This window comes from Roseixanthobacter finlandensis (assembly GCF_043195105.2).
GTDB lineage: Bacteria > Pseudomonadota > Alphaproteobacteria > Rhizobiales > Xanthobacteraceae > NCEH01.
Genome location: NZ_CM195536.1, coordinates 4,656,754 through 4,671,509 on the forward strand (window position 1 = coordinate 4,656,754; position 14,756 = coordinate 4,671,509).

At 66.9% G+C, this 14,756-nt stretch carries 14 protein-coding genes; 8 read left to right on the forward strand and 6 right to left on the reverse strand.

The annotated features are described in order from the left end of the window. Positions 1–143: 143 nt before the first annotated feature. The 7 genes from V5G24_RS21755 (at position 144) to V5G24_RS21785 (ending at position 7,002) form a co-directional block, all read left to right on the forward strand. On the forward strand, positions 144–851 hold the full coding sequence (locus tag V5G24_RS21755; protein ID WP_394083334.1) for a hypothetical protein: 708 nt from the start codon (positions 144–146) through the stop codon (positions 849–851). Next, positions 848–2,839 (forward strand): MFS transporter, encoded by a 1,992-nt coding sequence (locus tag V5G24_RS21760; RefSeq protein WP_394083332.1) that lies wholly within the window; start codon positions 848–850, stop codon positions 2,837–2,839. The genes V5G24_RS21755 and V5G24_RS21760 overlap by 4 nt, the downstream gene beginning before the upstream one ends. Continuing rightward, positions 2,839–3,849 (forward strand): ABC transporter substrate-binding protein, encoded by a 1,011-nt coding sequence (locus tag V5G24_RS21765; protein WP_394083330.1) that lies wholly within the window; start codon positions 2,839–2,841, stop codon positions 3,847–3,849. Before V5G24_RS21760 ends, V5G24_RS21765 begins: the two co-directional genes overlap by 1 nt. Then, entirely contained in the window at positions 3,846–4,529 is a 684-nt protein-coding gene (locus V5G24_RS21770; RefSeq protein ID WP_394083328.1) for a GNAT family N-acetyltransferase, read from the forward strand. The genes V5G24_RS21765 and V5G24_RS21770 overlap by 4 nt, the downstream gene beginning before the upstream one ends. Positions 4,530–4,593: 64 nt before the next feature. Next, complete coding sequence (locus V5G24_RS21775; protein WP_394083326.1) at positions 4,594–5,046, forward strand: ATP-binding protein; 453 nt, start codon at positions 4,594–4,596, stop codon at positions 5,044–5,046. 29 nt (positions 5,047–5,075) lie between these two features. Then, the gene (locus V5G24_RS21780) at positions 5,076–6,710 is read left to right on the forward strand and encodes a Na/Pi symporter (protein WP_394083324.1); all 1,635 of its coding nucleotides are present in this window, start codon (positions 5,076–5,078) and stop codon (positions 6,708–6,710) included. Continuing rightward, positions 6,700–7,002: an STAS domain-containing protein gene (locus tag V5G24_RS21785; protein WP_394069937.1), complete on the forward strand. Its 303-nt coding sequence runs from the start codon at positions 6,700–6,702 to the stop codon at positions 7,000–7,002. Before V5G24_RS21780 ends, V5G24_RS21785 begins: the two co-directional genes overlap by 11 nt. 116 nt (positions 7,003–7,118) lie before the next feature. On the opposite strand, the gene V5G24_RS21790 is transcribed toward V5G24_RS21785, so the two are convergent. The 6 genes from V5G24_RS21790 to V5G24_RS21815 all read right to left on the reverse strand — a co-directional run bounded on the left by V5G24_RS21790 (position 7,119) and on the right by V5G24_RS21815 (position 13,467). Then, positions 7,119–7,661, reverse strand: coding sequence for a TIGR00645 family protein (locus tag V5G24_RS21790; RefSeq protein WP_394083322.1), 543 nt, complete (start codon positions 7,659–7,661; stop codon positions 7,119–7,121). A 106-nt stretch (positions 7,662–7,767) separates the two neighbouring features. Further along, positions 7,768–8,646: an NAD(P)-dependent oxidoreductase gene (locus V5G24_RS21795; RefSeq protein ID WP_394083320.1), complete on the reverse strand. Its 879-nt coding sequence runs from the start codon at positions 8,644–8,646 to the stop codon at positions 7,768–7,770. Positions 8,647–8,650: 4 nt separating this feature from the next. Next, positions 8,651–9,532, reverse strand: a complete 882-nt coding sequence (locus V5G24_RS21800; RefSeq protein ID WP_394083318.1) for a carbohydrate ABC transporter permease — start codon at positions 9,530–9,532, stop codon at positions 8,651–8,653. Between the two features lie 175 nt (positions 9,533–9,707). Then, a complete protein-coding gene (locus V5G24_RS21805; protein WP_394083316.1) occupies positions 9,708–10,655 on the reverse strand; it encodes a carbohydrate ABC transporter permease in 948 nt (315 codons plus the stop codon). Positions 10,656–10,875: 220 nt separating this feature from the next. After that, positions 10,876–12,192, reverse strand: a complete 1,317-nt coding sequence (locus V5G24_RS21810; RefSeq protein ID WP_394083314.1) for an ABC transporter substrate-binding protein — start codon at positions 12,190–12,192, stop codon at positions 10,876–10,878. A 192-nt stretch (positions 12,193–12,384) separates the two neighbouring features. Then, on the reverse strand, positions 12,385–13,467 hold the full coding sequence (locus V5G24_RS21815) for an ABC transporter ATP-binding protein (protein WP_394083312.1): 1,083 nt from the start codon (positions 13,465–13,467) through the stop codon (positions 12,385–12,387). 265 nt (positions 13,468–13,732) lie between these two features. Between V5G24_RS21815 and V5G24_RS21820 the strand changes: the two genes are divergently transcribed. Next, positions 13,733–14,698 carry a 2-hydroxyacid dehydrogenase gene (locus tag V5G24_RS21820; protein WP_394083310.1) on the forward strand — a complete coding sequence of 322 codons (966 nt, stop codon included), beginning with the start codon at positions 13,733–13,735 and terminating at the stop codon, positions 14,696–14,698. Positions 14,699–14,756 lie beyond the last annotated feature (58 nt).

Sequence of the window (14,756 nt, forward strand, 5' to 3'; positions counted from 1 at the left end):
CGCTGGAGACGGCGGACGTTAGCCGCCCCGGCCGCTTCAAACCAGACCTAAACTGCATCGGCGCTGAAAAAGCTTTGCGGCGAAGCCTCTTCCCTTCACCCGCCTGCCCTGACAGAGTGCAAGCGCTTCGCGGGATTGTACAAATGATCCGAACCACCCTGGGCCTTATCGCATTGTTCGCGATGATCGCCGCGGCCTGCGTCGCGTTCGGCGCGTATTTCTCCTACGTCACCCTGCAAAATGCGCATAGGAACGCCATCGAGGCGCGATTCAGCATCACCGCGGAGCGCATCGCCGCCACCGCGCAGTTCGCCGCCAGCCTCGGCATCGCTTTGCCGGCTCAAACCACCCTGTCCGAGCTGGTGGCGCGCGAAGCCCGGCTCGATCCGGCGGTGGAGTCCATCGACATCCTGGATGAGCGCGGGACGGTGCTGTTCAGCAGCCTGTCCACGCGCGTCGGCGCCCCGGCCGGCGCGCTACCGCACGCGGTCGGTCGGCGCATCGAGAACGATCTGGCGGCGGCCATCGGGCGGGTCGTGGTGCGCTATGATCCCGCGTCCATGGAGGCCGGGGCGCGGGCGCTGGCGGACGATCTTCGCACCATCGCCATTCCCACCCTGATCGGCGCCGCGCTGGCCACCATCGCCATCGGCATCCTGCTCGCGGCGGACCTGAAGCGCGCGGCGCGCCGCGCCGCCGAGCCGGAAAAATGGCCTCCCGCCGCCCGCACCGCGCTGGCCGCCGCCCAGGCCGCGCATGCGAGCGTCATCCAGGCCGGGATGACCGAAACCGGCCGCACCGCAACCGAAGCCGGCGCGACCGGCTCAACCACGGAGCCCGCCCGCTCATGATCGGCTTGCGTGCAGGCATCTCGCTCGCCATCGCGGTGATTCTCTGCGCCGCCCTGGCGGTGATCGGCTGGGCCGCCGGACGGGCCGCCGAGCGGACCATCGTGCCGGCGATTTCCGCCAAGGCGGACTCGGTCGGGCGCTCCGCCGCGGCACTGGTGGAAAACGCCGTGCAAGCGGGCATCCCGCTCGACCAGTTGGTGGGCGTGCGCGACTATTTCGACAGCCTGCGGGCGGCCAATGCGGAGCTGGCGCAGATCCGCATGATGACCACCTTCGGTGCGGTGCTCACCGAATCGGGCGCGCCGAACCTGCCGGCCGACACCCCCAAGGTCTATTCCGCCGTCACCGCGCGCAGTGGGGCGCCGCTCGCCACCATCGCCATCGCCATCGACACCAGCGTCATTTCCGCCCAGGTCAGCGCGGTGCTGGTGGATGTGGCCTTCATCGGCATCGTGTCGCTACTGGTGGCGCTCGAACTGGTGGCGCTGGTGGTCGGCACCAGCGGCGTCGAGGCGCTCGCCGCCCTGGAAGCGCGCATCCGGGCCCTCGCCGGTGGGCGCCTGTCCCAGCACGCCGGCGTGGACGTCGCCACACTGCCGCTCATCGCCCCCATCGATGCCCGCGTGGAGCAGGTGAACGCGGCCCACCGGCAGGTGCGCGCCACCGCCGAGGAGCAAGGCGACCCGCGCGCCCTCGCCGCCCTCGCCGAAGTGGAGACCCGCACCGGCCTCGGCTCCCTGCATCCGGGCGAAAATCACGCCGCAACCATCGTGCGGCCGGCGCTGTTCCTGTTCATGGTGGCGGAGGAGCTCACCCGGCCGTTCCTGCCGCGCCTGGTGCAGGGGCTGGTACCGACGAAGCTGCCGTTCAGCCTCGACTTCGCCATGAGCCTGCCCATCGTCGTGTTCATGGCCGGCGTCGCGCTATGCCAATTGCCGTTCGCCGTGGCCTCCGAACGCATGGGGCGGCGCTCCTCCTTCATGCTGGGCGCGCTGATTGCCGCGGTCGGCTATTGCGCCTCCGGCCTCACGGAAGATTATTGGCTGTTCCTCGGCACCCGCTTCCTGTCGGCCATCGGCTATGCCCTGGTGTTCGTATCCGCGCAGGGGCACGTGATCGACCATTCCCGGCCGAGCGAGCGCACCGCGGGCCTCGCGGTGTTCGTGAAAGCGATCATGGTGGCGGGCCTGTGCGGTCCACCCATCGGCGGCGTCATCGCCGACCGGCTGGGCGGGCAGACCGCCTTCCTGGTCTCGGCCGGCCTTGCGGTGGTCGCCCTGGTGGTCGCCTTCTTCTCCCTGCCGCGATCCGAGCCGCGCCGCGGCGGCGCCGGGGTCAGCGTGTCGGACCTGGCCGCCGCCCTCAAGGCGCCGCGCCTCGCGGCCCTGCTGTTCGGCTGCGCGCTACCGGCGAAATTCCTGCTGGTGGCGGTGTGCTTCTATCTGGTCCCGGTGGAATTGCAGCGCGAGGGCTATAGTGCCGCCGCGATCGGCCGGCTTCAGATGATCTATCCCATCCTGATGGTGGTGGCGGTGCCGGTGTTCGCCGCGCTAGCGGAGCGGATGAACGCGCGCTCCGGCTTCGTGATCGCCGGCGGGCTGGTGGCTGGCGGCGGCGCGCTGCTGCTGACGCTCGGCACCTCGCCGGCGCTGATCGCGCTGGTGCTGGCGCTGCTGGGCATTGGACAATCCATGTCCATCGCGCCGCAATCCGCCTTGGTGGCGGACAGCGCCCGCCACGTGTCCGGTGGAAGCTCCGCCGGCGTGCTCGGCCTGTTCCGCCTGATCGAGCGCTCGGGCAATGCGACGGGACCGGCGGCGGCGGGCCTGCTGCTGGCCGCCATCGGTTTTGCCGCGGCCACCGCCTCGATCGGCATAATGGTGGTGGCGGGAGCCCTCGCCTTCGCGCTATCTGGTCGCAACGCATCCGCCACCCCGACCGAGGCCGCCAGCCGGCCCGAGGTCTCACCGGAAGGAACCCCTCTGTGATGGACCGGCGCTCCGTTCTCTCCCTGGGCCTGGGTGCCGGCGCACTCGGCGTCATGGGCACGCCCGCGCCGGCCTTCGCGCAGGACCGCCCGTTCCGCATCCTGATGCTGACCTTTCGCGGCGATACCGACGTGGAACGCGGCTTCCGCTATTTCTTCGAGGCCGCCGGGGTGAAGGCGCAATTCCTCACCCGCGACGTGGAGCGCGACGCCACCAGGGTCAAGCCGATCCTCGCGGAGGTGCTGCCCACTTTCAAGCCGGACCTGATCTATACCTACGGCACGCCCAACACTTTGGCGGTCGCCGGCCCCTATGACGCGCCCGCCGCCGCGCCGTTCGTGCGCGACATTCCGGTGGTGTTCGCCCTGGTCGCCGCGCCGGTGCAGGTGAAGATCGCGCCCTCGGTCGCCTCCTCCGGCCGCAACGTGACCGGCGCCGTCCACGTGGTACCAACCGACGTGCAGATGCGCGCGATGCAGACCTACAAGTCGTTCTCCAAGGTGGGCGTGATCTATTCGCCGAACGAGAGCAATTCGCTCGTCATCGTGCGCGAGATGAAGGCGTTCTGCGACAGCGTGGGCGCGACCCTGGTGACCCAGCCGCTGACCATGAAAGGCACCCGCCCCACCGGCGACGGCGTGGAGGATTTCGTGCGCAACATGCGCGCCCAGGGCGTGGACTGGCTCTATCTGCCGCCCGACACCTTCCTCGCCACCATCTTCAACCGCATCGCCCCGGTGGCGATCGACGTGGGCCTGCCCACCTTCGGCTCCACGGAATTCTTCCTGCGCGAGGGCGAGGGGCTGGTCGGCTTGGTCAGCCGCTATTATTCGGTGGGACAGCTGGCGGCGTCGAAAGCGGTCGAAATCCTGGTGCAAAAGAAGGCGCCCAAGGATATTCCGATCGAAACGTTGAAGCGCTTCGCCTTGATCATCAATATGAATGTGGCGAAGAAGCTTGGCGTGTTCCCGCCCATTGTCATGCTGAACTATGCGGAAGTCCTCACATGATGGCCGGTGCATCGGCAATGGTGCCGCTGGACGACAGCCTGACCTGGCGCGAGCTGGGCCCGGGGGATCTCGACGAATTGGAGACGCTGCATCGCCTCGCGGTAGGCCCGGTGGTGCGGCCCGATATCGTCAAGCCGGAATCGCGGTCCTATTTCGCCAGCATCCTCGATGGGCGTGGCCGGGTGATCGGCGCCTACGACGGGCGGCTGATCGCCTATGGCATCCTCCAGCACGATCATTCCCCGGCGGACGACCCGCGGCGCGAACTGGGCCTGGTGCCAGGGGCGCCGGTGGGCCGGCTCGCCGGCGCATCCGTGGCGCCGGCGTTCCGGGGCCGTGGGCTCCAGCGCCTCACCATCAGCGCCCGCGTCGCAATCGCGCCGCCGGACATGGCGCTGTTCTCCACCGCTGCGCCGGTCAATACGCCGAGCTGGGCAAGCCTTCTGGCGGAAGGCTTTCCGATCCATGGCATCGTGCAGCGCTACGGTGGCTATCTGCGCTACATGATGGTCCGCGACGGCGCCACCTACGACCCGGCGCACGCCATGACGGTGGACCCGCTGAACCTGCCCCTTCAGGACGAATTATTCGCGAAGGGGTGGCGTGGGTTTGCCCGTTCGCGCCTCCCGTCGGGCGCCCCCGGCATCCTGTTCGCCCCGCCGCAGCCGAGACTTGCGTGATGTTCTGGCCCGCTCAGCTGGCGCCACCCGCCCCCCCTTTCCGGGAGCCGCCTGCCGGCGAACCATGAGCACGTCCCTCACCCCCCAGGCGCCGATTCGCGCATCGCTCACCATCGACGCAACCGTCGATGCGATCGCCGACGCCACGGAGTGGCTCGGGACCCTCGCGGAGGCCGAGGACTGGCCGATGGCGCTGAAGTTCGGCCTCGAGCTCAGCGTCGAGGAAGCACTGGCAAACGTGGTTTCCTATGCCTTCGAGGGCGTGGACGCCGCGCCCATGATCCGCCTGGACCTGCTGGAGCTGGACGGCGATCGCATCGGCGTGCGGATCGTCGACAATGGCATTCCCTTCGACCCCACCAATGTGGCCGAACCCGAGGTGCCAGAGAGCGTCGAGGACGCCAAGATCGGCGGCCACGGTGTGCAATTGATGCGGCACTTCCTGGAAAGCCTCACCTACCAGCGCCTCGGGAACGAGAACCATCTCATCCTGGTGACAAAGCCGAAGACAACCTGATCCATGCCTGAAATTCGTTTGGTCCCCTCATGCTGATCCTGGCCGGGCTTCTGGCTGGGCTGGGCCTCTTGTTCATCGGCCTCAAGCTGATGAGCGTTCATTTGCAGCAGGCCATGGGCCGGCGCGTGCGCACCATGCTGAAGGCGGCGACGCGCTCCTCCTTCTCCGGCTTCTTCTGCGGCGCCTTCGCGGGCGCGGCGGCGCAATCCAGCAATGCGGTCACGCTGATCGCCGGCAATCTGGTGCGCGGCGGCGTGTTCACCACGCGCGACGCTATCCCGGTGGTGGCGGGCGCGAATGTGGGCACCTCCGCCTTGGTGTTCATCGCCTCCATCGACATGCGCCTGGCGGTGCTGATGCTGATCGCGCTGGTGGGCATGACCTACCAGTTGCGCCTGGACCGGCGCCCGAACTGGCGCGACTGGATGGGCGTGACGCTCGGCCTCGCGCTGCTGTTCCTGGGATTGGATTTCATCAAGTCGGCGCCGAAGGGCATCGACATCACCCAGGCGGCCGACGCGCTGTCGAGCGGTATGACCCCGCTGCTCGGCCTGGCCATCGGCTTCGTCGCGGCGGTGATCACCCAGTCCGCTTCCACCGCCACCATCCTCGCGGTGGCGGCGACCAAGGCCCGGCTTCTGGGGCTGGAGGATTCCTTCTACCTGATCCTCGGCGCCAATTTCGGCTCGGGCATCGCCACCCTGGTGTCGGCCGGCGGCCTCGCGGGCATCGGCAAGCAATTGTGCTTCGTCCACATATTGGTGAAGGCGGTCGGCTGCGTGATCGTGTTCGCCGTCTGGCAAGGCGCAAATCTCGCCGGCTGGAACAGCGCGGCGCTCCTCTCCGATCTCGGCGGCGGCGAGCCCACCTTGTCGATCTCCCTGCTGTTCCTCGCGCTTCAGCTGAGCGGCGGCCTGGTCATCACCGGGCTGCGCGGGCTGACGGAGAAAATCTCCGTGGCGCTCAGCCCGGCCTCGGTGGAGGATCAGGTGTCCCGGCCGCACTTCATCCACGACGCGGCCATGGGCGATCCGTCCACCGCGCTCGATCTCGCGAGCCGGGAGACCGACCGGCTGGTGAGCCTGCTGCCGGACCTGCTGCCCGATCTCGACCAGAGTTCTGCCGGCGCCGCCAAGCAGCGCACGGTGCTCTGGCACGGTTCGAGCCTCATCGTCACGGCGACCAGCCAGTTCGTGGTGCGGGTGATCGAGCGGCGCGTGGGCCGGGAGGACCTGGACCTCGCGCTGCACCTTCAGGAACAGCTCGATCTCGTCAAATTCCTCCAGGACACGCTGCACGATTTCTCGTTGGTCGTGGAAGAGTTCAAGGAAGTGCCGCCGCTCGCCTTCAACCTGTCGGAAGCGCTGCGCACCATCGTGCTGTCGCTCGTGGATGCCCGCAGCGGCACGAACGAGGATTTCGACATCCTGATCGCCCTGACCTCCGACCGCAGCGACCTGCTGGATCGCATCCGCCGGGCGCTCGCCGGCTCCGCGCTCAATTCCGGGGAAGAGGCCCGCAAGCTGCTGCTCGCCACCAGTATGTTTGAACGCGCGGTCTGGCTGGTGCGGCGGCTCGCGGTGGCGTTGCGCCCGGATGCGAATGACGATAAGCCGGCAGTTGCACGTAACAAGGTGAACCTGGAAGAGGCTCATGCAGATTGAGCGCGAACAAGCCGGCGAAGACGTTCTGCTGAAGGTGGCCGGCCGTCTCGACACGCCGAACGCCAAGCCGTTCGAAGCAAGCCTGTTGGAGGTGGTGAACACCACCGGCGGCGGCATCGTGGTGGACCTCGCGGGGGTGGTCTATGTCTCGTCCTCGGGCCTGCGCGCCCTTCTGGTGGCGGGCAAGGCCATGCGCACCGCGAAGCGCAAGCTGTCGCTCAAGTCGCTTCAGCCGCAGATCCGCGAAGTGTTCGACATCTCCGGCTTCTCGACCCTGTTCGAGATCAGCTGAGTTCGAGATCCTCTGACCCACCGGCGGCCTCGGGTCGCCGGAAGTAACCCGCCGCCGCGCGGGCGACCGGAGCGGCCCCCGGGGGGGGGCCAGCACTCTCCTCCGTGGGTGTCTCCTCAGTGCGCGTCCTCGGTGTGGTTGCTGAGCCTGTCGGACAAGGCGAGCACCAGGCTGGAAAGCACGAACACCGCGTGGATGATGACCAGCCACATCAGCCAGGTGGTATCGGCGTTCTTGTCGAGGTTCATGAACGCCTTGAGCAGCGCGATGGCGGAAATCGCGACGATCGAGGCCAGCAGCTTCTGCTTGAGCCCGCTGAAATCCACCCGCGTCATCCATTCCGGCCAGTCCGGATGGCCGTTGGGATCAATCTTCGAGACGAAATTCTCATAGCCCGAGAAGATCACGATCAGCACCAGATTGCCGGTGAAGGTGAGATCCACCAGGGTCAGGATGCCGAGAATGGTGTCGGATTCGGTGGCCTCCATGGCGTGCATGATGAAATGCAGCAGCTCATGGCCGAACTTGAACAGCAGCACCAGCAGCGCGATCACGAGGCCGATGTAGAAGGGCGCCATCAGCCAGCGGCTGCGGAAGAGTATGCCCTCGATGCCCCGTTCCAGCATGGCCGCCCCCGTCCGGTCTGTGCGTTGCAGCATGCCTCGCATGCAACGGCGCCGAGGGCAAGCCTGCCGGACGGCGACGCCGCGTAACGGTGCGGGCGCTTGACGGTGCGCCCCCTGACGTAGCGACAGGGGGCCCCGCTCAGCCGCGGCGTGACGTCATGGCGCGGTAGGCTTCGATCACCTGGCTGTCGTCGGCCCGACCGAGGCCCTGGGCGGAGGCGGCGAGGAACAATTGCTGGGCGAGCGCGGCCAGCGGGGTGGGCGCCTTCGCGCCCCGCCCGGCCTCCAGCACGATGCCGAGATCCTTCACGAAAATATCCACGGCGCTGGTCACCTTGCCGTCGTCGGCCGCCATGCGGGGGCCGCGATTGTTGAGCATCCAGCTCGCCGCCGCGCTCTCGCCGAAGATTTCCAGCAATTGCGGCAAATCGAGCCCCGCCCGTTCGGCGAGCGAGAGCGCCTCGGCGGCGGTGGCGATATGCACGCCGCACAGAAGCTGGTTGATGGTCTTCACCATCGCCCCCTGCCCCGGCGTATCGCCGACCCGGAACAGCCGGCTGCCCATGGTGCGCAACACGCCTTCGGTGCGGGCATAGAGCGGGTCGGGCGCGCTGGCCATGACGGTCAGGCCCGCATTCTGTGCACCGACCACGCCGCCGGAAACCGGCGCATCCACCAGCCCGCGCTGGGAGAGGGCAAGGCGCGCCGCCATGGCTTCCACGCGCGGCGGAGAACAGGTGGAACACAGGATCACCGCCCCGTCGGCCGCCAGCGCATCCGCCGCGCCGGCCTCGAACAGCACCTGCTCGGCCTGGTCGGCATTCACCACCATGAGCACCAGCAGGTCGGCACCCTGCGCCGCATCGGCCGGAGAACTGGCCGCGCAGCCACCCGCGCCGGCAAAGGTGGAAAGCGAAGCCGCGTTCAGATCGAAGCCGGCCACCTCATGCCCGGCCGCCACCAGATGCTGGGCCATGGGCAAGCCCATGGCGCCCAGCCCGACAAAACCGATCCGCATGGTCTTATTCCTTCACCGCGCCGGTCATGGACGAGACGTAATAGTCCACGAAGAACGAATAGAGGATCACCACCGGCAGCGAGCCGATGAGCGCGCCGGCCATCAGCGCCCCCCATTCATAGACATCCGAACGCACAAGCTCCGTCAGCACGCCCACCGGCACCGTCTTGTTCTCGGACGATTGGATGAAGGTGAGCGCATAGATGAATTCGTTCCACGACAAGGTGAAGGAGAATATTCCGGCGGAAATCAGCCCCGGCACCGAGAGCGGCAGCAGCACCTTGGTCAGGATCTGCCAGCGCGAGGCGCCGTCCATCAGCGCACATTCCTCCAGCTCGTACGGGATGGAGCGGAAATAGCCCATCAGCAGCCAGGTGGAGAACGGGATCAGGAAGGTCGGATAGGTGAGGATCAGCGCCAGCTTGCTGTCATAGATGCCGAGATGGAACACCATCAGCGCCAGCGGGATGAACAGGATCGACGGCGGCACCAGATAGGCCATGAAGATGCCGAGCCCGACCCAGCGCGAGCCATGGAAGCGCATGCGCTCGATGGCATAGGCGGCGAACACCGAGGCCACCAGCGAGATCGCCGTCGCACACACCGACACCAGGATCGTGTTCCAGAGCCAGCCCGGATAGGAGGTCTCGAACAGCAGGTATTTGATGTGCTCGAGCGTCGGCTCCCACACCCAGAGCGGGGAGTAGTTGGTGTAGTCGGTGAGCTGCCAGTTCGGCTTGATGGCGGTCAGCGCCATCCAATAGAACGGGAACAGCAGCACGAACACGAACACCAGCAGCGGCAGAAACACGGTGATGAGGCGCTTCGGCAGGCTGTCGAGATAGCTCATGCCAGTGGAATTGTCGGTGACGCCCTGGTCGGTCATTGGGCTGCCCTTGAAACGTGAGGGGTCCGCAAAGCCCTCTCCCGCTGGCGGGGGAGGGTTGGGAGGGGGAATTCGCACGGGACGCCGTCGATGAGCCGGCCCGTGGCCGACCCCCTCCCCGACCCTCCCCCGCAGGCGGGAGAGGGGGTGCGCCGCGCTTGATGGGAGACGATCATCAATCCCCCCCGCCCTGCTGCCATTTGCGGCGCTGCAATCCGAAGAAGCTGAACAGGATGGCCGACAGCAGGAACGGGATCATCGCCACCGCGATCGCCGCGCCCTCGCCCAATTGCCCGCCGGGAATCGCCCGCTGGAAGGACAGCGTCGCCATGAGGTGGGTGGCGTTCAGCGGCCCGCCGCGCGTGAGCACATAGATCAGCTGGAAGTCGGTGAAGGTGAACAGCACCGAAAACGTCATCACCACGGCGATGATCGGCGAGAGCATGGGCAGCGTGATGTAGCGGAAGCGCTGCCAGCCGCTCGCCCCGTCCAGGGTCGCCGCCTCGTGCAGGGAGGCGGGGATGGTCTGGAGCCCGGCCAGCAGCGAGATGGCGACGAAGGGAATGCCGCGCCAGACATTGGCGGCGATCACCGACATGCGGGCATTGGTGGAATCGCCGAGGAAATTGATGTTGGTGGATATCAGCCCCATCTTCATCAGCGCCCAGGAGATGACCGAGAATTGCGCATCGAAGATCCACCAGAAGGCGATCGCCGAAAGCACGGTCGGCACCACCCAGGGCAGCAGCACGATGGCGCGGAAGAAGCTCTTGAACGGCAGGTTCTCGTTCAAAAGCAGCGCGAGCCACAGGCCGAGCGCGAACTTCAGGATCGAGGCGCCGACGGTGTAGATCAGCGTATTGAAGACCGAGAGCCAGAAGATGCTGTCGCCCCAGAGCGATTCATAATTCTCCAGGCCGATGAACACGCCGTCCCGGCCGATGCGGGTATCGGTGAAGCCAAGCCACACGCCAAGGCCCAGCGGGTAGGTCAGGAAGAAGATCAGAAACACCGCCGCCGGCAGCAGGAAGATCAGGCCGAGCACGTGCCGGCCCTGCCCGATGCCTGCCCACCAGGTCCGCAGATTGAAACCGGGCGCTGCGCGCGCCGTTGCCTCAGACATGAACTCGCTCTCCCTGAACCCGCTGATGCACCTGAGGTCGGCCCCGGAACCCGCCGCCCCGCAGGGCAGCCCTCGCCCACGGGGAAAGCCATCGCTCGCCGACGGCGCCGCTGCGCCCGGCCGGCCGAACCGGTCCTGCCGGCGGCTCAGCGCCGGCAGGACATGTTGAAGCGCAGATCACACGCGAGAGATCACCTGCTCGGAGATCGCCCGCAGGAGATCATCTGCGATAGATGCGGTTGGCGCGGGTTTCCGCGCGCTTGGCGGCTTCTTCCGGGGTGCGCTGGCCGGTGGCGGCTTCCGCCACCATGTCGACCACGATCCAGTCCGCCATGGCGGCGGCCGAGTGCGGGCCGAGCGGGCCGGCATAGCCATTCGGACGCAGCAGTTCGGAGGCCTTCGCATAGGGCGCGTGGTTGGGATCGGAGGTCCACACCGGATTGCTCGCGAACGCCTTGAGCGTCTGGCAGCAATAGGCGCTGGCGCCCTGGATCCAGGCGTTCATCTGCGGCGCGTCGAACATGAAGGCCATGTAGGCCTGGGCCGCCTGAGGGAACTTGGAATATTTGAAGATGCAGGCCGAGGTGGTCTGCGTCAGCTCCGCCACGCCGCCGGGACCGACCGGCATGTTGGTGGTCTTGATGTCCTTCGCCATGTCGGCGAGCTTGGGATCGTTCTTCGCCGCGTAATAGAGCGACACGCCGTTGGCGGTCACCGAAATCTCGCCCGCTATGAACGCGCGGTTGTTGTTGACGTCGAGCCAGCTCTCGGTGCCGGGAATGAAGGTCTTGTAGAGCTCGGCGACATATTTCAGCGCGGCGACGGTTTCGGGGCTGTTGATCACAACCTTGGACTGCTCGTCCACCATCTTGCCGCCGTGGCTCCACAGCACCCAATGGCAGAAATTATTGCCGTCGCCCACGCCGTGGCCGAGCGTGAAGCCCATCGGGTGGTTCTTCGCCTTCAAGGCCTTGGCGAGTTCAAGGAAGCCCTTGGTCTCATTGGGAAACTGTGAAAATCCGGCGTCCTTCACCCAGCTTTCGCGATAGCACACCGCATTGCCGATGGTGGCGAGCGGCAGGGCGATGAACTTTCCGTCCGCCTTCGCATAGGCCTCGTTGCCCGGATACCAGCCACCGAATTTCGCGCCGAGGGCGTTGGCGAGCGGGGTCACGTCGAGCAGCTTGTCGGGATATTGCTGGGCATCGTCGAACCAGACCCAGACGATGTCGGGGCCGGAGCCCACGTTCGCCGCCACCGCCGCCTTGGGCCGGATGTCCTCCCAGCTCTCCTTGTCGATGCGCACTTCGATGCCGGTCGCCTCGGTGAACTTCTTGGTATTGGCGAGCCAGGCTTCTTCCTCGCCCTTCACGAACGGCGACCAGCGCAGCACGCGCAAGGACGCGCCCGGCTCGGGCTTGAACTGGGGCATCGCGGCGCCCTGCGCGAAGGCGGGCACCGCGCCGAGGCCCGGCAGGGCCGCCGCGCCGGCAAGCCCGGCGCCGCCGAGCAAAACGTTACGTCTGGAAATGGTCATGGCGTTCCTCCATGGTGACTTATTTGGCGTTGTCACGTCCTGCCGGTCGCCTGGGTCTTGACCCTCTCGGTCTCGCCCTTTGGTTCTTGGCCCTTTGGTTCTTGGCCCTTTGGGCTTTAGCCCTTCGGTCTTTCGGCAGAATTCAGTCTGGCACGTCGCCGGCTCCGGCGCGCGCCTTTCGGGCCGTCGCGCTCACGCCTCCAGGCGTGCGCCGGTGGCTTCGTCGAACAGGTGCTGGAGGCCGGGCATCGGCGCGACATGGATGATTTCGCCTGGCGCGAACATCATCCGCTCGCGGAACAGCAGGGTCACTTCCTGCTCGCTCGCCTTATCGCTGCCGAGGCGGGCCACCACCAGCAATTCCGAGCCGGTGGGCTCCACCACCACCACCCGCACCGGCACACCCTGAGGATCGATGCGCACATGCTCGGGCCGCAGGCCATAGACCGCGCGGCGCCCGCTGGCCGAGCCGGGCACCCGCTCCAGGGGCAGAGCCACGCCGCTGTCGCTCACGAAGCGGGCGGTGCCGTTCACCTGGACCGTGCCCTTGATGAAATTCATCGCAGGCGAGCCGATGAAGCCGGCGACGAACTGGTTGGCGGGCTTGTCGTAAAGGTCGAGCGGCGCGCCGATCTGCTCCACCACGCCGTCATGCATCACCACGATCTTGTCGGCCATGGTCATGGCCTCGATCTGGTCGTGGGTGACATAGACCGTGGTGGTCTTCAGGCGCTGGTGCAATTCCTTGATCTCGGTGCGCATCTGCACGCGCAATTTGGCATCGAGATTGGACAGCGGCTCGTCGAACAGGAACACCTGCGGATCGCGCACGATGGCGCGGCCCATGGCGACGCGCTGGCGCTGGCCGCCGGACAATTGGCGCGGGAACCGGTCCAGCAGCTGGGAGAGGCCGAGAATCTCGGCGGCGCGGGCGACGCGGGTTTCAATTTCCGCCTTGGGCGCGCTCCGCAGCTTCAGCGAAAAGCCCATGTTCGCACCCACCGTCATGTGGGGATAGAGCGCGTAATTCTGGAACACCATGGCGATGTCGCGCTCCTTCGGCGGAACGTCGTTCACCACGCGATTGCCGATCAGGATTTCGCCGCCGGTGATGTTCTCCAGCCCCGCGATCATGCGCAGCAGCGTGGACTTCCCGCAGCCGGACGGTCCCACGAGAACGACGAATTCCCCGTCGCGAATATCCACATCGACCCCATGGATGACCGCCGTCGATCCATAGGCCTTCTTCACACCGCGAATATCGACGGTCGCCATCCCGTTCCGCTCCTTGAACATCCACCCGATGCGCGCTCTTCGTGGCTCCGCTGTGCGGAGACTGGCGCTTCAATTGGGCCGCCGTGCGGCAGCCGTGCCCCAGCTTCGGCCGGGTGCGCGGCGATCATGGTGCGGCGCTCATTTTCGATCAAGTGCTTTTTAAAACGATTGAACCAAAGCATAAGGCGGCTTATCCAGAAGCTTCCGATCCTTCGCCGCGCCCCGGTCGAGGCGCAGCCCGCCACCCGAACGCCGAGCACTCTCAATGACGGAAGATTCACGCCCCAAGCTGCTGCTGACCGGCCCCATCATGGATAATGTGGTGGAACGACAGCTGGCCGAGCACGCCGTCCTGCTGGGCCTGGATGATTTCGAGGGCGCCATCGCGGCGCACGGCGCGGAGATCCGCGGCATCGCCACCCGCGGCAAGCGCAAGGTGGATGACGCGCTCATGGCGCGCCTGCCGAAGCTGGAAATCATCGCCAATTTCGGCGTCGGCTACGATACGGTGGATGCCGCCGCCGCCGCCGCGCGCGGCATCGTGGTGAGCAATACGCCCGACGTTCTGAACGAGGAGGTCGCCGACCTCGCCCTCGGCCTGTTGCTGGCCACGGTGCGCGAAATTCCCCAGGCCGACCGCTTCACTCGCACCGGCGCCTGGAAAAACGGCGCGTTCCCGCTCGGCGCCACCTTGCGCGACCGCACGGTCGGCATCGTCGGCATGGGCCGCATCGGCAAGGCGATCGCCAAGCGGCTCGACGCCTTTGGCGTGCCGGTGGTCTATCACACCCGCCGCGCCCAGCCGGACGTCGGCTACACGCATTATCCCGAGCTGATCGCCATGGCGCGGGATGTGGACACCATGATCCTGATCCTGCCCGGCGGCCCCGCCACGCGCGGCCTCATCAATGCCGAGGTGCTGGCGGCGCTCGGGCCGAACGGCATCCTGATCAATGTGGCGCGCGGCACTGTGGTGGACGAGCCGGCCCTGGTGGAGGCGCTGGCCAGCAAGACCATCCTGGCTGCCGGCCTCGACGTGTTCGTCGACGAACCCCATGTGCCGGAAGCGCTGTTCGCGCTGGAGAATGTGGTGCTGCTGCCGCACGTCGGCTCCGCCACCCATTTCACCCGCACCGCCATGGGGCAATTGGTGGTGGATAATCTGCTGTCCTGGCTCGACGGCAAGGGCCCCGTGACGCCGGTCGCCGAGACCCCCTGGCCGCGCGCCTGAAACGCATCGCCACCTGATCGACCCGCGCTGTCAGGGCGCGGGTCGTCACATTCTGTTT